The sequence below is a fragment of the Mycobacterium yunnanensis genome (assembly GCF_025823185.1).
Taxonomy (GTDB): Bacteria; Actinomycetota; Actinomycetes; order Mycobacteriales; family Mycobacteriaceae; genus Mycobacterium; species Mycobacterium yunnanensis.
Genome location: NZ_JACKVK010000004.1, coordinates 176,997 through 199,646, shown reverse-complemented (window position 1 = coordinate 199,646; position 22,650 = coordinate 176,997). Strand labels below are relative to the sequence as shown.

Here is a 22,650-nt window from a genome sequence, read left to right as displayed (position 1 = left end):
GAATGGTTCTCGTCTGACAAGGACCAATTTACCGACGGCAGAGCATCTTTCACCGTCCAAGCCGTTCTTCATGCGAAACGCAAATGAAACACGTCGGCGGCCCGGCCAAAGATGTGAATTCGACATGAGGCCGGCGGGGCCGACGCGGCGTCGACACACCGTCAAAGTCGTCGAATTCACTGCAAGACAATGGAATTCACTCCACATCCCCCAGTCTGGCGATGATCCGGCGTCCGTTCACACCGCTCTAGGCTGATAGACGAAGAGGCCAAACACATCCACGGACAAAGGAGTTCACTGATGACCAAGATCTTCATCTCGGCGGCGACCATCGGCTTCGCGGCAGCCCTTGGCCTTGGCGTCGCGGCCCCCGCGGCCGCGACCAACGTCGGTTCGACTGCCGACACCATTGCCCAGCTCGAGGCCCAGGGTCACCACGTTCAGCTGAACGGATCGACGGGGGCCGTGCCGCTGTCGCAGTGCAAGGTCACCGGCACCAGCGGCCTGAACGGGTCCAACTACGACGAGACGGGAAACAAGATCGATCCCGACCTGCACAGCACCGTCTACGTCGACGTGGTGTGCCACAACCCCTAGGCGACCTCGCCGGCGGAAGGCAGCTTTACCGTGAATTCCGTGCTGCCGCCGCCGGATCGAGCCGACACCGTGCCACCGTGAGCCTCGACGATCGACGCCACGATCGACAGACCCAGGCCAGTCGACTCCGGCTGGTCGGCGCGGGCGCGGTTCCCCCGGACGAATCGCTCGAACAACTCCGGCAGCAGCTTGGCGTCGATACCCGGACCGTCGTCGGTGACGGTCACGTGCACCATCGTCGGCGACTCGGCAGACACCATCCGCAGTGCGGTGGTGACGGTGACACCCGGCGGTGTGTGGTGGCGCGCGTTGGACAGCAGGTTGCTGACCACCTGGTGCAGACGCGCCCGGTCCCCCATCACCCACACGGGCTCGTCAGGCAGGTCGGTGGGCCACTCGTGGTCGGGCGACGACACGATGGCGTCGTTGACCGCGTCGACGACCAACCGGGTCAGGTCGACTCGCTGAATCTCGAGGCCCTGCCGCTCGTCGAGGCGGGACAGCAGCAGCATGTCTCCGACCAATGCCGTCATCCGACGAGACTCGGATTCGATGCGTGCCAACGCGTATTCGGTCGTCGGCGGCAGGGCGGCGCTCTCTTGACGGGTCAGTTGGGCATAGCCCTGGATGGCGGCCAGCGGTGTGCGCAGTTCGTGACTGGCGTCGGTGAGGAACCGGCGCATGCGTCGATCGGACATCGCACGCGCGGCCAAGGCCGAATCGACGTTGGACAACAAGCGATTCAACGTCTCGCCGACGATGCCGACCTCGTTGTCCGGATCCGAGTCGGCCCGTCGCACCCGGGTGGTGATGCGGTGGTCGTCATCGGCCAGCGGCATCTTGGCAGCCTTGGCCGCGGTGGCTGCGACGCGGCGCAGCGGGCGTAACGTCCAGCGCACCAGCAGCACGGTTCCGAAGCCGGCGAAGAGGGCGGCGACCAACGTGATCAGCACGACGGCAACGGTCTTCGCCGCCAGCACTCGATTGGCGCTCTCCATCGACACCGCCGACACCAGCCGCCGACCGTCGTCGGCCTCGGTGCTGGCGGCCCGGTATTTCCCCAGTCCGTTGAGTTCGACGGTCTGGGGGTGGCCGGTGTGCCAGGTCGTGGACTGCAGTGAGTTGACTGCTGGACCCGGGGTGGGGTCCGTGTCGCCCTCGGAGAACATGGCCGAGTCGACGACGGAGTCCCCGTCCATGACCGCGATGAGCGTTCCAGGGGCCTGACCGATGAAGTCGGTCAGCGGGTCGCCGTCGGCTCCGGAGGGACCCGTCCGCAGCTTGTCGTAGGAATGTTCGAAGGCGGCCAGCGAGTGTTGCACCTCGGCGTCGCTCATCGTCGTCATGTAGGTGTGGAGGCTGTACACCGAGAGCGCACCGGTACCCAAGGTGACCACGGTGACGAGCACGGCCACGCCTCCGACGAGTTGCCTGCTGAGCGTGCGTGGACGCCACCAGGGAGCCCGCGGCGCCGAGGGCTTTGAGGTGGGGGTCACCGAGGCGGTCGGATTTGGTATCCCACACCGCGAATCGTGTGGATCAGTGGCTCGCGGCCGCGGTCCACCTTCTTGCGCAGATAGGACACGTACAAGTCGACGATGCTGGTCCGGCCGCCGAAGGAGTAGTTCCACACCTGTTCGAGGATCTGCTCGCGCGACAACGCCCGCCGCGGGTGGCGCATCAGATACCGCAGCAGGTCGAACTCGGTGGTGGTCAACTCGACGCGCTCGCCGGCTCGGGTCACCTCCCGGCTGGCGACGTCGAGGGTGAGATCGGCGACGTGAAGGGTCTCGTCCTCGGTTTCGTCGGCGGACGCCGTGGGCTCGACACCGCGGCGCAACAGCCCACGCAATCGCAGGACCAGTTCCTCCAGGTCGAAGGGCTTGGTGAGATAGTCGTCGGCGCCGGCGGTAAGCCCGGTGACGCGGTCGCTCACCGAGTCACGCGCGGTCAGGAACAGCACCGGGGTGTAGGTGCCCGCAGCCCGGACCCGCTGGAGGATTCGGAGCCCGTCCACGTCGGGCAGCATGATGTCGAGCACCAGGATGTCCGGGTCGGTCGCGGCGAACTTGGTGAGTGCCTCGCGCCCGTCGTGTGCGACGTCGACGTCCCACCCCTCGTACTTCAGGGCCATGGTGACCAGATTGGTCAGTGCGCGCTCGTCGTCGACCAGCAGCACCTTGATCGCCGACCCGTCCGGCCGCCGGATTGGCGGCAACTGTCCGAGTACGGCCGTGCGGGGTTGCCGGGGGCCGGTGTTCGTCGACGTCGTCGTCATGCCTCCGAGTGTGCTGACGATCGGGGCCGCTGTCACCCAACTCACAGGTTCCTCTCATGTAGAGCGCCGGCCGGGCGCCCGTCACCGCGAAGCCATCTTGCTCGACGACCGTTGCGCGACAACGTCTTCGGGCGTGCCGACTGCATTCCACGGGAAACGGCGATGTGACGGCACCAACACCGGATCACCTGCCAAATTTTGCATTCTCTATGCGTCTCGGCGACGTCCTTGTCGCACCGACGGACGATTAATACTCTGGCCCTTGTGAATTGACGCGCAGTCCCGTTATTCGGGTTGCAAGAGAATCACTTTCGCCTACGTCAATACCGGACGGCGTATCGGATCACCGCGAGGCGGGCGGGCTCCGGCAGCCACCACCGACAGGAGTTCGACATCTTGCAACGCTCGGAGAGAGCACTCTCCCCACGACTCGGTCCGGTACTGCGTTACGACCTACCCGCCTCGCTGGTGGTCTTCCTGGTCGCCTTGCCATTGTCGTTGGGCATCGCGATCGCGTCGGGCGCTCCGGCACTGGCCGGCCTGATCGCCGCAGTGGTGGGCGGCATCGTCGCCGGTGCGCTCGGCGGCTCACCGCTGCAGGTCAGCGGTCCGGCAGCAGGTCTCACCGTCATCGTCGCCGGCCTCGTCGGCGAGTTCGGCTGGAAGGTCACCTGCGCCATCACGGTCGCGGCCGGCGTCCTCCAGGTGCTCTTCGGGTTGAGCAAGGTGGCCCGCGCCGCGCTGGCGATCTCGCCGGTGGTGGTTCACGCGATGCTGGCCGGCATCGGACTCGTGATCGCATTGCAACAGGTCCACGTATTGCTGGGCGGCGAATCTCGGAGTTCGGCCTGGGCCAACGTGACGGAACTGCCAGGACAGGTACTCGACGCGCACGGCCCAGGGGTGTTCCTGGGTGCGCTCGTCATCGCCGTCCTGGTCGGCTGGAAATGGGTGCCCGGGCGGCTCGGCAAGGTGCCGGGCCCCCTGGTGGCCATCGTGGCCTCGACGGCGATCGCCGTCGCGTTCGAGTTCGACGTGGACCGCGTGACCCTGAACGGGTCGCTGCTGGACGCGATCGCGTTGCCAAGCCTGCCGGAGGGCAAGTGGGGCGCCTTCGCCGTCGGCGTGCTCACCGTCGCGCTGATTGCCAGCGTGGAGAGTCTGCTCTCCGCGGTGTCGGTCGACCGCATGCAGAACGGTCCGCGCACCAACTTCGACCGCGAGTTGGTCGGCCAGGGCGCGGCCAACATAGCCTCGGGCACCCTGGGCGGCCTGCCCGTGACGGGCGTGATCGTGCGAAGCTCCACGAACGTGGCGGCGGGTGCTCGCACCCGGGCCTCGGCCGTCATGCACGGCGTGTGGGTGCTGGCCTTCGCCCTTCCCTTCGCCGGACTGGCCGAACGGATCCCGATGGCCGCGCTCGCCGGTCTGCTCGTCTTCATCGGCATCCAGTTGGTCAAGCGGGTGCACATCGAAACCGCCCGCCGCACCGGTGACATCGCGGTCTACGCGGTGACCGTCCTCGGCGTCGTCTTCCTCAACTTGCTCGAAGGCGTGCTCATCGGCTTGGCCCTGTCCATCGCGTTGACCGTCTGGCGGGTGGTGCGCACCCACATCGTCGCCGAGCCCCTCGGCGCAGGCGATGGCGGCCAGGACGACGGCGACTGGCGCATCGTGATCGAGGGCTCGTGCAGCTTCCTGTCCCTGCCCCGCCTCACCAGCGTGTTGGCCTCGGTGCCACCGGGTGCCAAGGTCAGCGTCGACCTGTCGGTCGACTTCATCGACCATGCGGCGCATGGTGCGATCGCGGACTGGCGACGCCAGCATCAGGCCTCCGGCGGGTCGGTGGACATCCGCCAGCACGGCACGGTGGAGATGGACAGCGCACTCGACGGGCCGCCCGTGCGGGACATCGGTTCCGTTGCTGAGAGACTCTCAGCGACGGGGAACTCTCGGGTGGGCCGGTTCGTCATACAGGGAGACGACCCGCCGATGCCCACACCCGAAGAGAGCAATGAGACGCGCCACGCGCCCACCCCGACAGGCTGACACGAAACTCGAATGCGTGGGGCCGACGGCGTGACCGCCGCCCTTACCCTGGCCGTCGGAGTGCTGGTCGTACTGGCGATCACGGCGCTCACCGGTTACTTCGTCGCCCAGGAATTCGCCTACATGGCCGTCGACCGGTCGCAGCTGAAGGCCCGCGCCGAGGCCGGTGACGGCGCTGCGACGCGAGCTCTCGCGGTGACCCGTCGTACCTCGTTCATGCTGTCCGGCGCCCAGCTCGGCATCACGGTGACCGGTTTGCTGGTCGGCTACGTCGCCGAGCCGCTCATCGGCGGCAGCATCGCCGCCCTCATCGGCGGGGACGTTCCCCGCGGATGGTCCGTCGCTGCGGGAGCCGTTGTGGCCGTTGTGTTCTCGACGGTCGTGCAGATGGTGTTCGGCGAGTTGTTCCCCAAGAACCTGGCCATCGCCCGACCGGCACCGGTGGCCCGCTGGCTGGCCCGGTCGACCACTCTCTATCTCGCGGCGTTCGGCTGGTTGATCTCGATCTTCGACGCAGCGTCCAATGCGCTGTTGCGACTCTTGCGCATCGAGCCGGTACACGACGTCGAGCACGCCGCCACTCCGCGCGACCTGGCGCACATTGTGGCCGAGTCCCGGCGCTCCGGCGATCTGCCCGCCGAACTGTCCACCCTGCTCGACCGGGTCCTCGACTTCCCCACCCGCACCGCCGAACACGCGATGGTGCCGCGCGCGTTGACCGACGTGGTCGGCGCGGGCGAGTCCGTCGCCGACGTGCTGGCCACGATGGCGACGGGTCACAGCCGCTACCCCGTCATCGGTAGCTCCACCGACGACCTCCTGGGGGTGGTCAGGTTGCAAGACCTCCTCGGCGCTCCGCCGCAGGACACCGTCGAATCCCATTGCCGGCCCGCGGTGATCGTGCCCGCGTCGCTGCCGTTGACGGCCGTGCAGGCCAGGTTGGTCGACGCCGACGAGGAGATGGCGCTGGTGATCGACGAATACGGTGGTTTTGCCGGAATCGTGACCGTGGAGGACATGGCCGAGGAGCTCGTCGGTGAGATTGCCGACGAACACGATCCCCCGCACCAGGACATCGTCCGGGTCGACGGCGGGTGGCACGTCGGAGGACAGGCGCACCTGGACGAAGTGTGTCGGATGCTCGCGGTCGACCTGCGCCGACGCGACGCCGAGACCCTCGCCGGCCTGGTGGTGGAACGATTCGGCGGACTTCCAGCGGTAGGTGACGTCGTCGAGATTCGTGCCCACGACGGCTCGTCGGACATCCTGATCGCCGAGGTTCGCGCCGTCGAAAGACACGTTCCGGCAGAGCTATTCGTCTCCATCGAACAGAAGTCCGAGACCACGTCGACGACGGGACGACGCCATGAATGACCTCACCGTGATCGTGCTCGTGTCCGCCGGTCTGATCGCCGCCAGCGCCTTCTTCGTCGCAGTGGAGTTCGCCTTGATCGCCGCCCGGCGGCATCGCCTGGAAGACCTTGCGACGCAAAGCCGTTCGGCTAGGGCCGCGCTGCGAAGCTCGTCGGAGCTGTCGGTCCTTCTCGCCGGTTCCCAGCTGGGCATCACCGTCTGCACCCTGCTACTCGGCGCGGTGACCAAACCAGCCGTCCACGACTGGCTGACCCCGGCGATCGCATCGTGGGGTGCACCGTCATGGGTGGCCGACGTCGGCGGGTTCGTACTGGCGTTGGTCATCGTCACCTTCCTGCACCTGGTGGTCGGCGAAATGGCACCGAAGTCGTGGGCCATCGCCCACCCCGAGCGGTCGGCGGTGCTGCTGGCGCTCCCCATGCGGGCCTTCATGTGGGTGACACGGCCGGTCATCGTCGGGCTCAACCACGTCGCCAACTGGTGTCTGCGACGCGTCGGCGTCGACCCGGTCGACCACGTCTCGACCGGCCAGGACCCCGAGACCCTAAGACATCTGGTGGAGCACTCGGCTACGGCAGGCACCCTCGACTCACACCATCACCTCGGGTTGAGCGGCGCCCTGCGGCTGCACGGGGTCCGGGTCGGCGACATCGTCGACGTCGGTCGTGACCCCGCCGAGGTCTCCCCCCGGGCGAGCGCTCTCGACGTTCGCGAGGCGTCCCGGCTGTCCGGCCACATGCGCCTGATCGTCCGGGACGGCGTCGACGCGGTCGGCGTGGTCCACGTCCGCGACACCCTGACGGCTCCGCCGGACGCGACGGCGACCACCCTGATGCGACCGGCCTTGCGGCTCGAGGCCGCGACGCCCGTCTACGCGGCGCTGAGCACCATGCGCGAGGCCAGGACGCACGTCGCCATCGTGTTCAACGGCGACGGTCGCGAGCTCGGGCTCGTGACGTTGACCGACCTCCTCGCGCGGCTTCTTCCCGAGCCACACGCCGCCTGAGTCGCCGGCCCCGGCTCGTCGGCTACGGCCGCCCGCCGGTGACCAGGACGATCTTCCCGCGCGAATGTCGTTGCTCGAGCGTCCGATACGCCTCGCGGACGTCCTCGAGCGGGAACACTCCGGCAATGGGGACCTCCAGGTCACCGGTGGCAATCTGGCCGGCCAATTCGGCGAGCACTTCTGCGGTCGAGGCCACCGCACTGCCCTCGACCTTGACCCCGTACTGCTCGACGGCGGCGAAGTCGATGACGGTGTCGACCCGTTCGGGCGTGACGCCGAGCTCTTCGACCGCCATTTTCACGTACCCGCCGCCGAACAGGTCGACGAAGGCGTCGACCCGGCCCGCCGCTTCGGAGGACGCCGCTTTCCGGAGCCGGTCTGCCAGACCGTCTCCGTAGTTGACCGGGACGACGCCATGGTCGGCCAGCCAGTCGTGGTTGGCGGGTCCGGCGATGCCGAGAACCGTTGCACCCGTCTGAACGGCGAGCTGGACGGCGAGGGTGCCAACGCCGCCCGCGGCCGCGGATACGGCGACCACGTCGCCCGCGGTCAGGTTCACCGACCGGACGGCGGCAAAGGCCGTCGACCCCGCGACGTAGAGGCCGCCCGCCGCCTCCCAGGACACCTCGGCGGGTTTGCGCGTCAACTGTTCGGCAGGGACCGCCACGAACTCGGCATGGCTGGAGCGTCCGAACGAGAATCCCAGCACCTCGTCCCCCACCGCGAAACCCGATGCGCCGGTGCTCAACTCGACGACGACACCGGCGAGATCACTGCCCTCTCCGGAGGGAAACGTGGCCGGATATCGGTCGTGCAGGAGTCCCTGGCGGATCATCGCCTCGCCGGGATTGACGCCGGCTGCCTTCACCTCGACGAGTACCTCGCCACCCGTCGGTACGGGACGCGGGACGTCACGTACGTCCAACACGTCGACGTCGCCGTACTCGTCGAAACGAACTGCCCTCATCATGGTCTCGGTCACGGTAGCTACGACGGGTCGGCCTCCGGGTCTATTCCCTCCCAGCCAGTCTCCAGGTGACGTACATATGGTGGCCGCCGTGAGCCAACCGGCCCCGGCGCAGCGTCGGTCGATGCGTCCGCTGTTCCAGACGATCCTGCTCGACGTGGCACCACCGTTGGTCGCCTACTACGGGTTACGCGCCATGGGCGTCTCGGAATACGCCGCGTTGCTCTCGGCGACGGTCCTCTCTGGAGTTCGGGTCGTCTACGGCGTGGTCAAGAGTCGCCGGCTGGACCCCTTCGCCGTCTACCTCCTTCTCACCTTTGGCCTGAGCCTTGCCGTCGGACTGGCCACCACCAATCCCAAGCTCATCCTGATCGGCAACACGCTCGTCAACGGAATCGGCGGGCTGCTGTTCCTCGGCAGCTGCGTCGTCGGAACCCCGCTGACCCAGGTCGTCGGCGAGCGCTTCCGTCCTGCCGACGAAGCTGCACCCACCCCGGAAGAGGCCCGCCGGAGACGGCGTGTGCACGTTCTGCTCTCGGCGATGTGGGGAGTCGGACTGCTGATCGAGGTCGCCATCCGGCTCGTGGTCATCTCCCGGCTGTCGGTCGACGCCGCCAACGGCGTGAACTCGGCCATCACCCTGCCGGTCATCGGCCTCCTGGTGCTGGCGACCGTCGTGATCGGCCGCCGGGCCGCGGCGGCCGCGGGTCCAGCGCCTAGCACGAGGGAACAAACCGACTCGCCCCATAGTTGAGCGCATCAGGCTGAACTTTGAAGGAGTCTGATGTCTGAAAACATCGCAGTACCCGTGCTCTTCGTCAGCGAGCCGATCGTCCTGCCAGGAATGGTCGTCCCGATCGAACTCGACGAAGCCGCACGCGCCGCGGTCGACGCCGCCCAGGCAAGTGAGAGCGGCAAGCTGCTCATCGCGCCCCGGCTGGAGGACCGCTACCCCACGTACGGCGTCATCGCCTCGATCGTGCAGGTGGGCCGCGTTCCCGGCGGAGGTGCCGCCGCGGTGATCCGCGGTGAGAAGCGCGCCCACATCGGCTCCGGCACCACCGGGCCCGGCGCCGCACTCTGGGTCTTGGTGGACGAAGCCACCGAGCCCGAGATCACCGACGAGACCAAGGCGTTGACCGCTGAGTACAAGAAACTGCTGCTGGCGATGCTGCAGCGCCGCGAGGCGTGGCAGATCGTCGACGTGGTCAACAAGATCACCGACCCGTCGGCGTTGGCCGACACCGCCGGGTACGCCTCGTACCTGACCGACGTCCAGAAGCGCGAGCTCTTGGAGACCGAGGACGTGGCGCAGCGCCTGCGGCTGCTGATCGACGTGACGGCCGCACACCTGGCCGAGACCGAGGTCAACGACAAGATCGCCGACGACGTGCGCAGCGGCATGGAGAAGACGCAGAAGGAATTCCTGCTGCGCCAGCAACTGGCCGCGATTCGCAAGGAGCTCGGCGAGGGCGAGCCCGAGGGTTCCGATGACTACCGCGCCCGGGTCGAGGCGGCGGATCTGCCCGAGAAGGTGCGCGAGGCCGCACTGCGCGAGGTCGGCAAGCTGGAGCGCTCGAGCGACCAGAGCCCCGAGGGCGGCTGGATCCGGACCTGGTTGGACACCGTCTTGGACCTGCCGTGGAATGTGTCGACTGAGGACTCCACCGACCTGGCGTCGGCCCGCGAGATCCTGGATGCCGACCACCACGGGCTCGACGACGTCAAGGATCGCATCGTGGAGTACCTGGCCGTGCGTGCCCGTCGCACCCAGCGGGGTCTGCAGGTCGTCGGCGGCCGGGGTTCCGGCGCGGTGATGGTGCTGGCCGGTCCTCCCGGTGTCGGCAAGACGTCACTGGGTGAATCGGTGGCACGGGCGTTGGGCCGCAAGTTCGTTCGCGTCGCGCTCGGTGGCGTGCGTGACGAGGCCGAGATCCGCGGGCATCGGCGGACTTACGTCGGCGCGCTGCCCGGCCGGCTGGTCCGGGCCATCGGCGAGGCGGGGTCGATGAACCCCGTCATCCTGCTCGACGAGATCGACAAGGTGGGCTCGGACTACCGTGGCGATCCGAGCGCGGCGCTGCTCGAGGTGCTGGACCCAGCGCAGAACCACACGTTCCGCGACCACTACCTCGATCTCGACCTCGACCTGTCCGACGTCGTGTTCCTCGCGACGGCCAACGTCATCGAGAACATCCCGTCGGCCCTGCTGGACCGCATGGAACTGGTGCAGATCGACGGCTACACCGAGGACGACAAGGTCGCCATCGCACGTGACTTCCTACTGCCTCGGCAGCGGGACCGCGCGGCGCTGACCGCCGACGAGGTGACGGTGACCGACGAGGCGCTCCGCAAGATCGCCGCGGACTACACCCGCGAGCCCGGCATGCGTCAGTTCGAGCGACTGCTGGCCAAGGCGTTGCGCAAGGCGACCACGAAGTTGGCCGCCGACCCGACCAAGCTGGTGATCGACGAGCCGGATCTCGTTGGCTACCTTGGCCGTCCGCGCTTCACGCCGGAGTCCGAGGAGCGCACCGCGGTGCCCGGCGTGGCTACCGGCCTGGCGGTCACCGGTCTGGGTGGTGACGTGCTCTTCATCGAGGCCAACTCGAATTCCGGTGACGCCGGTCTGCAGTTGACCGGCCAGCTGGGTGACGTGATGAAGGAGTCGGCGCAGATCGCGCTGTCCTACGTCAAGGCCCACGCCGAGCAGTTGGGCGTCGACCGCGCTGCGCTGGATCGTCAGATCCACGTGCACTTCCCGGCGGGTGCGGTGCCGAAGGACGGCCCGTCGGCGGGCGTCACGATGGTCACGGCACTGGTGTCGATGGCCACCGGGCGCAAGGTCCGCGGTGACGTCGGCATGACCGGCGAGGTCACGCTGAACGGTCGGGTGCTCCCGATCGGCGGGGTGAAGCAGAAGCTGCTCGCTGCGCAGCGCAACGGTCTTAAGACGGTGTTCATCCCGGCCCGCAACGAGGCCGATCTGGACGACGTCCCTGCCGAGGTGCTCGCCGCACTGGAGGTCAAGCCAATGACCGACGTGGCCGACATCGTCGCCCAGGCGTTGGAGCCTGCGGCGGAGGCGGCTACGGTCGCGGCGGCCTGACCGGTGGCATGTGCAGCGGGGTCGACTACGGTCGGCCCCGCTGTCGTGTGCGGAACCGGCGGTGCAGCTGTTGTTTCGAGACGCCAAGAACGTTGCCGATCTCACCCCACGAGTACCCCGCCGCGCGAGCCCCGAGTACCGCTGCGTCGTAACGCATCTTGGCGTCGGCGAGGACGTCACGGGCTACCCCGAGTTCCGCTCGGCAGCGGCCGACGAGGAATTCGACCATGACCGGGTCGGGGTCCTCGGGCTCGTCCTCGACGACCAGAAGATCCTCGAGGTCGTCGAAGCCGTCGGAATCCCCTGGCTCGGCGGATCTGGCTGCGTCCAAGTCGATTCCGAATTGCTCGGCCGTTCGCCTGCGGATCTCCTCCAGTTCGGGGTCGTTTTCCCACCAGGGTGTCGGTGCCGTCACGATCGCAGTATGCGACGGGGGTCTGACACCATTGCGGTGTGACGCCAGACCGAACCACCACCGCGCTACACACCGTCACCAAGAATTGACGAACGTCATCACCCGATGACGACCACCACCCCACCCCGCCGACCAACCCACCACCCCGCCCCCAAGGAGACCTCGTGCCCAGACGCGGAGAACCGTTGCGCAAGCTCGGATTCCTCACCATCGGCCGGTTCGACGACGCCAACCCCGGCCCGGGCATCGAAGAGACGCTCGAGGTGATCGAACGCGCCGAGGCACTGGGTTTCGACAGCGTCTGGCTGCGCGATCGACATCTCCAACCGGGCATCTCGAGCCCCGTGGCGATCATGGCCGCCGCGAGCCAGCGCACCTCGCGCATCGAGCTGGGCACCGCCGTCATCCCGCTGGGCCTGGAAAATCCCTTCCGTCTCGCCGAGGACCTCGCCACGGTCGACGTGCTCTCCGGTGGTCGCGTCAACCCTGGTGTCTCGGTGGGCACGCCGATGATGTACGACCACTACAAGACCGCGCTCTACCCCGACACCCACGACGTCGAGGACTTCTCCAAGGAACGGGTGCTGCGCCTGCTGCGCGCCCTGCGTGGCGAGCCCGTCAGCGACTTCGAAGGCGTCGTCGGCATCGAACGCTTCACCCGCCGCGTGCAGCCGCACTCTCCCGGCCTGGCCGACCGCGTCTGGTACGGCGGCGGCCTCGAATCGGCGAAATGGGCTGGTGACCAAGGTGTCAACTACCTGACGAGCTCGGTGGTCAGCACCGAGGGCACGGAGTCCCGTGACTTCGCCACCATCCAGGGGGAACAGATCGACGCCTACCGCGCCCACCACCCTCGACCCGAAAGTGCCCGAGTGTCACAAGGATTGGTGATCATTCCCACCGACTCGGCCACCGACGACCAGATCCGTCGCTACCGAGAGTATGCGGCCAGCCGCTTCGACCGGACCACGTCCCCGCAGGGCCCGCGCCGGATGCTGTTCTCGCCCGACTACGTCGGCACCTCCGACGAACTGGCCGACCAGCTCTTCGAACACGCCGGGTTCCAGCGCGCCGACGAGATGGCCGTCGCCCTGCCCTTCTCGTTCGAGGAGGCCGACTACCGTCAGATCGTCACCGACCTCGCCGAACGCCTTGGGCCACGGCTGGGCTGGACGCCCACGGCGTGAGAACCTTGACCCATGGCCTACGACGAGGACCTGGCGAACCGCGTCCGTGAGCTCGTCGGCGGCGCCGAGGAGCGGCGGATGTTCGGCGGCTTGGCCTTCATGGTCGGTGGCAACATGGCCGTCTGCGTGAGCGGCCAGGGCGGGCTGATGGTGCGCGTTCCCGCCGAGGACACCGACGCGCTGCTGGCCCGCAAGCACGTCGAGCCGATGGTGATGGCCGGGCGGGAGACGCGCGGCTGGATCCGGGTGGGCACCGAGGGGCTGACGACCACGCGCCAACTGCGCTCCTGGGTGGAGCGCGGCACCCACTACGCCGCCGGCCTGCCTGCCAAGTAGCGGCGTTTGTCGACCACCCTCTCGGGTATGCCCAAGCCATGGCGCTCGACGACTCCCGCCCCGCCGACATCGCCACGCGGCTGCTGAAGGAGGCCGGGACCACCTACGCCGCCGAGGCCGGCATCGCGCTGAAGGACACCCCGATGCCGCTGTTCGAACTTCTCGTTCTGTGCATGCTCGCCAGCAAGCCGATCGACGCGGGCATCGCCGTCACCGCGGCCCGCGAAGTGTTTCACGCCGGCCTGCGCACGCCCGAGGCCGTTCGCGACGCCGATCGCCGGACCATGATCGACGCCTTCGGCCGCGCCGGCTACGCCCGCTACGACGAGAGTTCCGCGACGCGACTGACCGAGATGGCTCAGACCGTTCACGACGAGTACCGAGACGACCTTCGCAACCTCGCCGACGCCGCCGACGGCGATCCGGCCGAGGCCGCGTCACTGCTGCAGCGCTTCAAGGGCATCGGCGCGGTCGGATCGGACATCTTCCTTCGCGAGGTGCAGCACACGTGGACGTGGGTGCGGCCCCACTACGACCAACGGGCGCGCGACGCCGCCCGCCGGCTCGGGCTGCCGACCGATCCTCAGGAGTTGAGCACGCTCGCCACGGGTCGTGACGCCGAGTTCGCCGCGGCCCTGGTGCGGGCGTCCCTCGACGACGACCTGCTGGCGTCGGTGACCGGCTGACCGACATGGCGGTCCGGATCGGCACCTCCGGTTGGTCCTACGACCATTGGGCGGACGTGCTCTACCGGCCCGGCCTGCCCGTCGCGCGGCGACTGGCCCGCTACGTCGAGGTCTTCGACACCGTCGAGCTCAACGCCAGCTTCTACCGCTAGCCCAAGGACGCGACGTTCGCGGGGTGGCGGGAGCGGTTGCCCGAGGGTTTCACCATGGCGGTCAAGGTGCACCGCGGGCTCAGCCATTACCGGCGGCTGGCGTCGCCCGAGGAGTGGATCGACCGCATCCGCCGGTGCTGGGACGCCCTTGGCGACAAGCACGAGGCGATCTTGATCCAATTGCATCCGCAGATGCAGCGCGACGACGGTCGGCTGGAGGCCTTCCTTCGGCAGGTGCCCCGCGACATCCGGGTGGCGTTCGAATTGCGCCATCCCTCCTGGGACGCCGAACCGGTCTACGAGTTGCTGGCGCAGTACGGTGCCGCGTACGTCGTGATGAGCGGCGCCCACCTGCCGTGCGTCCTGCGGGCGACCTCGGATCTGGTCTACGTCAGGCTGCACGGGCCCGGTGGCGAGAACCTCTACGACGGCTCCTACACCGACGACGACTTGCGCTGGTGGGCCGACCGCATCGGCGAATGGCACGAGCAGAGTCGACGCGTGGTCGTGTACTTCAACAACGATCTGGGTGGCCACGCGGTGCGCAACGCGACGCGGCTGCGCGAGCTGCTGATCTGACCGCCGCGCGGCGGGTAGGACAGAATGGCTTGACCCTCGACGGCTTCGCCGTGCCGCGCTTCACCAACGAAGGGAATCCGAGTTGAGCGTCGCCCCCGACGAACTCACCGGCACCGAGCAGGCCGTGCTGCTGGTTCTGATGGCCCAAGCGCGACCCGTCCGCAACCCCGAACTCGCCGTCCTGGGGCCCAAATTGGACAAACCCAGTCGGGAACGCCTGATCGAGAAGGGTTTGGTCGAGATCACCGCGACGAAGCCGGCGATCACGCTGGACCTGACCGACCGGGGATGGGCGACGTGCGCGGCCGTCATCGGCACCGAGACGCCCGAACGTGCCTCCGGTCAGGGCAAGGCGCTCTACACGGTGCTCGGTGCGCTGCGCCGCTATCTCGATCGGGAGGACCTCGCCCCCGCGGACGTCTTCGTCGCGCTGGACGACACAGTCGACGTCGAGTCCCAGGTCCGCGCCGCCTACGTCAGGTTGGCCGCTCGGGCGGGCGGCTGGGTGGACCTGGTGCGTCTGCGCGCCGAATTGCCCGACGTGTCGAAGTCCGAGTTGGACGCCGCGCTGACGCAGATGCAGCGCAAGCCGGACGTCAGCCTCATCCCCGAGGAGAACCAAAAGACCCTGACCGATCGCGACCGCGCCGCCGCGGTCGAGATCGGCAACCGGGCGCGGCACCTGATCGCGATCGAGTCGTGATGGACCCCGCGCCCCGGGACGCCCTGAAGTCCCTTCGCCTGTCCTTCGCGCCGTCGGCCGACGATCTGTGGCACGCCCAGGGCGCCTTCCACGTGCCCGGCGTCCACGACGAGGCGCTCGAGCAGGTGATGGACGCCTTCGCCGACGCCGAGCGGCACCCGGAGTCGAGCCCGCTGGGCGTGGTGGTCCGCGGCACCGCCGGTTCCGGCAAGACGCATCTGCTGGGCCAAGTCCGGGAGCGGGTGCAGTCAAGCGGCGGGTTCTTCTTCCTGTTGCAACTGCTCGACGCGACGAGCTTCTGGGAGTCCACGCGGAGCAGCATCCTGGAGAGCCTCGGCCGTCCGGCACAGAACCGTGAGACGCAACTCAAGGAGTTGCTGTGGCAGTTGGCGTCGGTCGCCCACGTGTCGCGCGCCGACCGCCGCGCCGTGTCCGGGGAGGACGAGCTGACGCCGGAGGTGCTTGGCACCTTTGTCAACGCCCTGCACAAGGCGGCGCCGCAGACCGTCCGCCAGACGCAGCACACCCTGCGCGCCCTCACCTTGCTCGGCGCCGACGATCTCGGCGTGCAGGACATCGGGCAGGCCTACCTCAACTCCGCGGAGGACGTCGACGACACCGGCCGCAGGCACTGGTCGATCGGGGTGTCCACGTTGACCCCGCAGGAGTGCGTGCGCGACATCTCCCGGCTGGTCGCCCTGGCCGGGCCGTCTGTCATGGCCGTCGACCAGATCGACACCCTGCTGGCGCAGTCCGCCACGTCGACGGCGGCCCGCGACGACGGCGCCTCGGACAACCGCGACCTCGAGCACGTCGCGCACGGGCTCATGTCGCTCCGCGAGACGATGCGCCGCACCGCGGAGGTCGTCGCCTGCCTGCCGTCGGTCTGGGAGTCGATCCGGTCGGGGGCGACGGCCACGGTGGCAGACCGGTTCCGCGAGACCGCCCCCTTGAAGGAATTGCCCAATGCCGACATCGGCCGGGCGATTCTGGAGCGTCGGTTCACGGCGAGCTACCGGTCGGTCGACTTCACCCCGCCGTATCCCAGTTGGCCGATCTTGCCGTCGGCCTTCGAGGACGCTCCCGCGTACACCCCACGTCGACTCCTTCAGCGTGCCGACGCCCACGTCCGCGCCTGCCTCGACCGCGGTGAGGTCGAGGAACTCGCGCACCTCGGTGAATCCGCCGCGCCGGCGCCGCGTGACGACGACGCGACGCCGGCGCAGGCCTCAGATCTCGACCGACGGTTCGCCGATTACCGACGACGCGCGGTCGGGGCGGCGGCACTGGATCCCGAGGGAGAGGACACCACGGTGCCGGCTCTCCTGTCGGCGGCGCTGGATGCCTGGATCGCCGAGCGCGGCGACGCCGATCAGATCTTCGCGCTCGACCCACCGCCTGGCAAGCAGGTGCGGCTGCACGGCCGGCTCAGGCAGACCCTGGACACCGCCACCGACGACGAATTGCACTGGGCGTTTCGGGCAATTGCGAGCCCGAACGCGATCGCGGTGCAGAACCGGATCAAGAACGCTCGTGTCGCAGCCGGTTTCGGCACCAACCTGGACAAGCGCCGGTTGTTCCTGCTTCGGAACACCCCCTGGCCGGGCGGTGCGAAGACCGCCGAGGTGGTCAGCTCCTTCGAGGAGTCCGGTGGCCGCACGATCGCCCTGTCCGACGACGACCTTCGGACGTTGTCCGCGTTACGTGACCTCATCGACGACGACGACGCCGAGCTGGTGGAATGGCTGCGGGCGCGCAAGCCGGCACATGGGCTGGCGTTCCTGCGCGATGCGCTCGGTGACGAAGCGGGTCCGGACTCGGCCGAGATACCAGAGGTGACAACGGATTCCGAGCCGGAGCCCGAGCCTCGACCGGCACCGTGGGCCAAGCGGTCGTCGACGGCCACCCCGGTCGAGCACGTCAGCGCGACGGCCATCCCGCTCGGCACCGACGACGCCACGGGACGACCGCTCGGGGTCGAGTTGCTCGCCCTTCGCAAGCACACGGCGATCTTCGCCGGATCCGGATCCGGCAAGACGGTGTTGATTCGCCGGCTCGTCGAGGAGTGCGCGCTGCGCGGGGTGTCGTCGATCGTGCTGGACCCCAACAACGATCTGGCGCGGCTCGGCGTGCCGTGGACCGAACACCCCAGCGGGTGGCGGGCGTCGGACTCGGCGCTGGCCGCGGACTATTTCGACAACACCGAGGTGGTGGTGTGGACGCCGCGTCGCTCCGCGGGGCGACCGCTGTCGTTTCAACCGCTGCCCGACTTCGCCAGTGTCGTCGACGATCACGACGAATTCAACGAGGCAGTCGAATCTGCCTTCGCCGCAATGGAACCGCATGCTCACATCGCGGGTAAGACCCCCAAGGCCAACCAATCGCGGGCGGTGCTCCGCGAGGCACTTCAGTGGTACGGCCGACGGCCGTCGCCCACGCTGACCGGATTCCTGGCCGCGCTCGCCGATCTACCGGACGGCGTCAGCGTCATCGCCAACGCCCGGGACCGAGCGGCGGAGCTGAGCCAAAACCTGCGGGCCGCCATGGTCAACGACCCGCTGTTCGGCGGCGACGGCGCCTCGGCCGATCCGGGGTCGCTGCTGACCCCGTCGCCTGGCTACCGCGCCAGGGTGTCGGTGATCAGCATGGTCGGGCTGTCCGAGGGGACGCAGCGCGAAGGGTTCGTGAATCAGCTGCAGATGGCGTTGTTCGCGTGGATCAAGAGAAATCCGGCGGGTGACCGACCGCTGGGTGGTCTGCTGGTGATGGACGAGGCGCAGAACTTCGCGCCCTCGGGCCGCACCACGGTGGCGACCCGCAGCACGTTGGCGCTGTCGTCGCAGGCCCGCAAGTACGGCCTGGGGTTGGTGTACGCCACCCAGGCGCCGCGCGGGCTCAACCCCAATATTCCCGGCAATGCGGCGACCCAACTGTTCGGACTGCTCAACGCGCCCGTTCAGATCGCCGTCGCCAAGGAGATGGCGCGGGTGAAGGGTGGCCTGGTGCCCGACATCAGCAGGTTGCGGGCGGGAAACTTCTACGCTGCGCTCGAAGGCACGGCGTTCCAGAGGATCACGACGCCGTGGTGCCTGTCGCAGCACCCGAACAGTCCGCTCACCACCGAGGAAGTCCTCGAGTTGGCGCGTCGTCCGCTGGAGCCGAAGAGCTGACGACACGTCAGCGGGACGACACCTCGACCTCGGGGACGTCGGGAAGCTCTTCTGCCTCAACGGGTTCGGTCACGTCCCCCCGGAGCACCGCGCTCATGCGCACGGAGTCCAACTGGCCCTCCCAGCGTGCCACCACGATGGTCGCCACGCAGTTGCCGAGCAGGTTTACCGACACCCGCATGGAATCCATGATCCGGTCGGCGCCGAGGAGCAGGGCGACCGCGGCCACCGGAATGGCACCGTGCCCGATGGCGGCGACGGTCGCCGACAGTGCCAGGAACGACGATCCCGGGACGCCGGCCATTCCCTTGGAGGTCAGCATGAGCACCAGCACCGCCGTGATCTGCTCGCCAAGGCTGAGGTCGACGCCAAGCGCCTGGGCGAGGAAGAGAACACAGATCGACAGGTACAGCGTGGCACCGTCGAGGTTGAACGAATAGCCCGTCGGTACCACCAAACCCGTTGTCGTCCTGGAGCATCCGGCGAAGATCAATTTGTCCATGATGCGTGGCAGCACCACTTCGGTGGAGGCAGTTCCCAAGGCGAGGAACAGCTCGTCCTTGATGTAGACCACGAAGCGCCACAGGTTGACACCTGCAACGAACCACACGATGGCCCCCAGCACCAAGATGAACAGAGCAGCCCCGAGGTAGCAGGCGCCGATCAGTTTGGCGTAGCTGCCCAACGACGAGATGCCGTACTGGCCGATGATGTAGGCCATCGCACCGAAGGCGGCCAGCGGCGCCAGCTTCATGATCCACCCGATGATGGTGAACAGCAGGCTGCTGAGGTGTTCGATCAGCTCGAACACCACCGGCGGACCGTGCTCACCGAACTTCGCGAGGGCCAAACCGAAGAGCACCGCGAAGAAGAGGACCTGCAGCAGTTGGTTCTCGGCGAAGGCCGAGAACACCGACGTGGGAATGATGTTGAGCAGGAACTCCACGGTGTGGGGCAGTTCGCCGCTGCCGGTCTTCTTGGCGACCGCGTCGGCCCCGGAGGCCAAGGTCTGAGGATCGATGTCGAAGCCGGCCCCTGGCTTGACGACGTTGGCGATCACCAACCCGAACAACAGCGCGAAGGTGGTGACGACCTCGAAGTAGACGAGGGCCTTGACGCCGATGCGACCCACCGACTTGAGATCGCCGACGTGGGCGATCCCGATCACCACGGTGCAGAAGATGATCGGCGCGATCAGCATCTTGATCAGCTTGATGAAGGCGTCGGCGATCGGCTTGAGATCGGCACCGAATGCGGGCCAGAGCCAGCCCACCAGGATGCCGGCGACGATGGCGACCAAGAGTTGGGTGAACAGCGACGTGTACCACCGCGATCTCGCCGGGGTGTCCACCTCGCCGGTCATGGCTTGCGGGTAGTCGGTCATCGACAATGGATACGTCGACCACGTGTCGTGACGATGAGACGCGCGTAACGGCGACGCTACGAAGGAGTCAGTACTCCACGCGGAAGTTGCCGATGAGGCGGATCAGGTTGCCGTCTGGGTCCGTCAGCGTCGCCAACTCGACGCCCTTGTTCACGACCTCGACGTCACCGGGCTCCAGCCCGCGATCCTCGGCCTCGGCGACGTGGGCCGCGATGTCGTCCACGGCGAAGTTCACCAGGCCGGAGCCAGCGCGCTCGGAGTCGACGAAGACCTGCAGCCAGCCGCCGGGTACCACCTGCCATTCGGCGAGCACCGGCATGGGTTCGTTGTCCGGTGCGCGGCCGAACAGCTTCTCGTAGAAGTCCTTCGCCGCGCCCAGGGTGGTGACGGGGACGACGGCGAGCACGTGTTGGAAGGTCATGTCGAATCAGACCACGACGGCCGACCGAACTCATCGGCGGACGACGAACGGGGCCGGCCACGTGTGTGGCCGGCCCCGTCTCGTCGCTGCGTGCTACGGCTGCTTCTGTCCCGGAATGCCCTCGTAGGCGATGTCGCCGGTCTTGAGGTTCTGGGCCGTCAGCTCGCCCAGTCCGTCGAGGAACTTCTGCCGCTCGGTGACGACGTGCTGGATCGCGACGTCGACGTTGTCCTTGGTGATGGCGGGCATCACGTAGACCGGCGCCTTGTTGACCTCTTCGCCCTTGACCAGCGCGTTGGCCACGGCCAGGCCCGCGGACAGCTCCACGGTGCCGTTTTGCAGTGAGGTGCCGATGAATTCGCCGCTCTTGACGGCGTTGAGGCCGTCCTCGATGCCGTCGATGCCGACGATGGGGACGTCGGTGCGGTTGGCTTCCTTCAGCGCCTGAAGTGCACCCAGGCCCATGTCGTCGTTCTGGGATACGACGCCGTTGATCTGCGGTCCGAAGCTGGAGATCCAGTTCTTCATCTTGTTGACCGCTTCGTCACGCTTCCAGTTGGCGGTGTCCTTGGCCAGGACCTTGATGTCCGGGTACTTGGCCAGCACCTGGTCGATGCCCTTGCCGCGGTTGATCTCACCGGAGCCACCCAGCGGGCCCTGCAGGATGACGATGTTGCCCTTGCCGCCGAGGCGGTCGGCCATCATCTGCATCTCCTGGGCACCGGCTGCCACGTCGTCGGGCTGCACGTTGCCCGCGAGGTCCGGGCTGTCGAGTGCGGCGTTGACGGCCAGCAACGGAATGTTCTTGGCCTTCGCCGACGCGATCTGCGGCCCGAGCGAATCCGCTTGCACCGGAACGACGATGATGGCCTTGACACCCTGGTTGATCAGGGAGTCGACCTGGCTGGCCTGGGTGGACACGTCGTTGTTGGCCGAGTTCCACACCAACTCGATGTTGTTGGCCTTGGCATAGGTGTCCATGCCCTCCTTGCCCGCGGTGATGAACGAGCTCATGTCGTACACCGTGACACCGATCTTGGTGGTGCCGCTGTTGGCGTCGGTGTCACCCGCCCCACAGGCGGTCATGCCCAGTGCCAGCAGGCCTGCCGAGGCCACGACGCCCAACTTGGTGGTCAGTCTCATCTATTCGCTTTCTCTTCTGTGATCGGTGGAGTGGTTGGTTCAGGGCTGCTTCTGGCCCGGGATGCCCTCGTAGGCGATGTCGCCCGTCTCGAGGTTCTTCTTGGTCAGTTCCGAGAGACCGGCCAGGAAGTCGGCGCGCTTGGTGACGACGTGCTCGATGGCCACGTCGACGTTCGCCTGGGTGATCGCCGGCATGATGTAGACCGGGTTGGTGTTGACCTGTTCCTTCTTGGCCAGCGCATTGGCCACGGCCAGGCCCGCGGACAGTTCGACGGTGCCGTTCTGCAGCGACGTGCCGATGAACTCGCCGCTCTTGACGGCGTTGAGACCGTCCTCGATGCCGTCGATGCCCACGATCGGCACCCCGGTGCGCCCGGCTTCCTTCAACGCTTGCAGCGCACCGAGACCCATGTCGTCGTTCTCGGCGACCACCCCGGTGATCTGCGGTCCGAAACCGGAGATCCAGTTCTTCGTCTTGTTGACGGCTTCGTCGCGCTTCCAGTTGGCGGTGTCCATCGCCAGCACCTTGATGTCCGGGTACTTGGCGAGGACGTTCTGAATGCCCTTGGTGCGGTCCAGTTCACCGGACTGGCCGAGCGGACCCTGCAGCACGACGATGTTGCCCTTGCCGCCGAGCTTGTCGGCCATCATCTGCATTTCCTGCTCACCGGCCTTGACGTCGTCGGGCTGGACGTTGGCGGCGATGTCCTTGCTGTTCAGCGCGGCGTTGACCGGGACGAGCGGGATACCCTTGGCCTTGGCCGAGGCCACCTGCGGGGCAAGCGAATCGGCTTGCACGGGAACCACGATGATCGCGGCGACGCCCTGGTTGATCATCTGGTCGACCTGGTTGGCCTGGGTGGAGACGTCGAGATTGGCCGAGTTCCAGACCAATTCGATGTCGTTGTCCTTGGCGTACTGGTCCATCCCCTCCTTGCCCGCGGTGATGAACGAGCTCATGTCGTACACCGAGACGCCGATCCGCGTCTTGCCGCTCTTGGACTCGGTGTCCCCCGCGCCGCACGCGGTCATGCCCAACGCCAGTGCCCCTGCCGAGGCGATGGCGACGAACTTCGTTGTCAGTCTCATCTGTT

19 protein-coding genes and 1 pseudogene are annotated in these 22,650 nt (G+C 67.6%); 12 read left to right on the top strand and 8 right to left on the bottom strand.

The window, feature by feature from the left end; genetic code table 11:
* Positions 1-300: 300 nt before the first annotated feature.
* Positions 301-597, top strand: a complete 297-nt coding sequence (locus tag H7K45_RS06325; RefSeq protein WP_263994927.1) for a hypothetical protein — start codon at positions 301-303, stop codon at positions 595-597.
* Here the strand turns inward: H7K45_RS06325 and H7K45_RS06320 are convergent.
* Together H7K45_RS06320 and H7K45_RS06315 are read right to left on the bottom strand one after the other, a co-directional pair.
* The gene (locus tag H7K45_RS06320) at positions 594-2,093 is read right to left on the bottom strand and encodes a sensor histidine kinase (protein WP_263994926.1); all 1,500 of its coding nucleotides are present in this window, start codon (positions 2,091-2,093) and stop codon (positions 594-596) included. The genes H7K45_RS06325 and H7K45_RS06320 overlap by 4 nt on opposite strands.
* Positions 2,090-2,875, bottom strand: a complete 786-nt coding sequence (locus H7K45_RS06315; protein ID WP_263994925.1) for a response regulator transcription factor — start codon at positions 2,873-2,875, stop codon at positions 2,090-2,092. The genes H7K45_RS06320 and H7K45_RS06315 overlap by 4 nt, the downstream gene beginning before the upstream one ends.
* Before the next feature lie 396 nt (positions 2,876-3,271).
* Here H7K45_RS06315 and H7K45_RS06310 point away from each other — a divergent pair, with 396 nt between their 5' ends.
* The 3 genes from H7K45_RS06310 to H7K45_RS06300 are packed head-to-tail and all read left to right on the top strand — an operon-like array spanning position 3,272 to position 7,304.
* The gene (locus H7K45_RS06310) at positions 3,272-4,924 is read left to right on the top strand and encodes a SulP family inorganic anion transporter (protein WP_263994924.1); all 1,653 of its coding nucleotides are present in this window, start codon (positions 3,272-3,274) and stop codon (positions 4,922-4,924) included.
* A 30-nt stretch (positions 4,925-4,954) separates the two neighbouring features.
* Entirely contained in the window at positions 4,955-6,298 is a 1,344-nt protein-coding gene (locus H7K45_RS06305; RefSeq protein WP_263994923.1) for a hemolysin family protein, read from the top strand.
* Entirely contained in the window at positions 6,291-7,304 is a 1,014-nt protein-coding gene (locus H7K45_RS06300) for a hemolysin family protein (protein ID WP_263994922.1), read from the top strand. The genes H7K45_RS06305 and H7K45_RS06300 overlap by 8 nt, the downstream gene beginning before the upstream one ends.
* 22 nt (positions 7,305-7,326) lie before the next feature.
* Here H7K45_RS06300 and H7K45_RS06295 read toward each other — a convergent pair whose 3' ends face one another.
* Positions 7,327-8,274: an NADP-dependent oxidoreductase gene (locus H7K45_RS06295; RefSeq protein WP_263995087.1), complete on the bottom strand. Its 948-nt coding sequence runs from the start codon at positions 8,272-8,274 to the stop codon at positions 7,327-7,329.
* 88 nt (positions 8,275-8,362) lie between these two features.
* On the opposite strand from H7K45_RS06295, the gene H7K45_RS06290 reads away from it, so the two are divergent.
* On the top strand, positions 8,363-9,025 hold the full coding sequence (locus H7K45_RS06290) for a VC0807 family protein (RefSeq protein ID WP_263994921.1): 663 nt from the start codon (positions 8,363-8,365) through the stop codon (positions 9,023-9,025).
* A gap of 30 nt (positions 9,026-9,055) precedes the next feature.
* Positions 9,056-11,380 carry an endopeptidase La gene (gene lon / locus H7K45_RS06285; protein WP_263994920.1) on the top strand — a complete coding sequence of 775 codons (2,325 nt, stop codon included), beginning with the start codon at positions 9,056-9,058 and terminating at the stop codon, positions 11,378-11,380.
* A 25-nt stretch (positions 11,381-11,405) separates the two neighbouring features.
* Here lon and H7K45_RS06280 read toward each other — a convergent pair whose 3' ends face one another.
* Positions 11,406-11,795 (bottom strand): hypothetical protein, encoded by a 390-nt coding sequence (locus H7K45_RS06280; protein WP_263994919.1) that lies wholly within the window; start codon positions 11,793-11,795, stop codon positions 11,406-11,408.
* A gap of 164 nt (positions 11,796-11,959) precedes the next feature.
* Here H7K45_RS06280 and H7K45_RS06275 point away from each other — a divergent pair, with 164 nt between their 5' ends.
* From H7K45_RS06275 to H7K45_RS06250, 6 genes and pseudogenes are all read left to right on the top strand, one after another.
* The gene (locus H7K45_RS06275) at positions 11,960-12,982 is read left to right on the top strand and encodes an LLM class flavin-dependent oxidoreductase (RefSeq protein WP_263994918.1); all 1,023 of its coding nucleotides are present in this window, start codon (positions 11,960-11,962) and stop codon (positions 12,980-12,982) included.
* A gap of 12 nt (positions 12,983-12,994) precedes the next feature.
* Positions 12,995-13,318 carry a TfoX/Sxy family protein gene (locus H7K45_RS06270; RefSeq protein ID WP_263994917.1) on the top strand — a complete coding sequence of 108 codons (324 nt, stop codon included), beginning with the start codon at positions 12,995-12,997 and terminating at the stop codon, positions 13,316-13,318.
* A 38-nt stretch (positions 13,319-13,356) separates the two neighbouring features.
* Entirely contained in the window at positions 13,357-14,004 is a 648-nt protein-coding gene (locus H7K45_RS06265) for an endonuclease (protein WP_263994916.1), read from the top strand.
* A gap of 5 nt (positions 14,005-14,009) precedes the next feature.
* Positions 14,010-14,735, top strand: a pseudogene (locus tag H7K45_RS06260) (DUF72 domain-containing protein).
* Positions 14,736-14,817: 82 nt separating this feature from the next.
* Positions 14,818-15,438 (top strand): hypothetical protein, encoded by a 621-nt coding sequence (locus H7K45_RS06255; protein WP_263994915.1) that lies wholly within the window; start codon positions 14,818-14,820, stop codon positions 15,436-15,438.
* Positions 15,438-18,608: a helicase HerA domain-containing protein gene (locus tag H7K45_RS06250; RefSeq protein WP_263994914.1), complete on the top strand. Its 3,171-nt coding sequence runs from the start codon at positions 15,438-15,440 to the stop codon at positions 18,606-18,608. The genes H7K45_RS06255 and H7K45_RS06250 overlap by 1 nt, the downstream gene beginning before the upstream one ends.
* A 7-nt stretch (positions 18,609-18,615) precedes the next feature.
* Here H7K45_RS06250 and dctA read toward each other — a convergent pair whose 3' ends face one another.
* From dctA to H7K45_RS06230, 4 genes are all read right to left on the bottom strand, one after another.
* Positions 18,616-19,992: a C4-dicarboxylate transporter DctA gene (gene dctA, locus H7K45_RS06245; RefSeq protein ID WP_263994913.1), complete on the bottom strand. Its 1,377-nt coding sequence runs from the start codon at positions 19,990-19,992 to the stop codon at positions 18,616-18,618.
* Between the two features lie 67 nt (positions 19,993-20,059).
* Complete coding sequence (locus H7K45_RS06240) at positions 20,060-20,413, bottom strand: VOC family protein (protein WP_263994912.1); 354 nt, start codon at positions 20,411-20,413, stop codon at positions 20,060-20,062.
* A 93-nt stretch (positions 20,414-20,506) separates the two neighbouring features.
* Positions 20,507-21,556, bottom strand: coding sequence for a substrate-binding domain-containing protein (locus H7K45_RS06235; RefSeq protein WP_263994911.1), 1,050 nt, complete (start codon positions 21,554-21,556; stop codon positions 20,507-20,509).
* 39 nt (positions 21,557-21,595) lie between these two features.
* Entirely contained in the window at positions 21,596-22,645 is a 1,050-nt protein-coding gene (locus H7K45_RS06230) for a substrate-binding domain-containing protein (RefSeq protein ID WP_263994910.1), read from the bottom strand.
* Between the last annotated feature and the right edge of the window lie 5 nt (positions 22,646-22,650).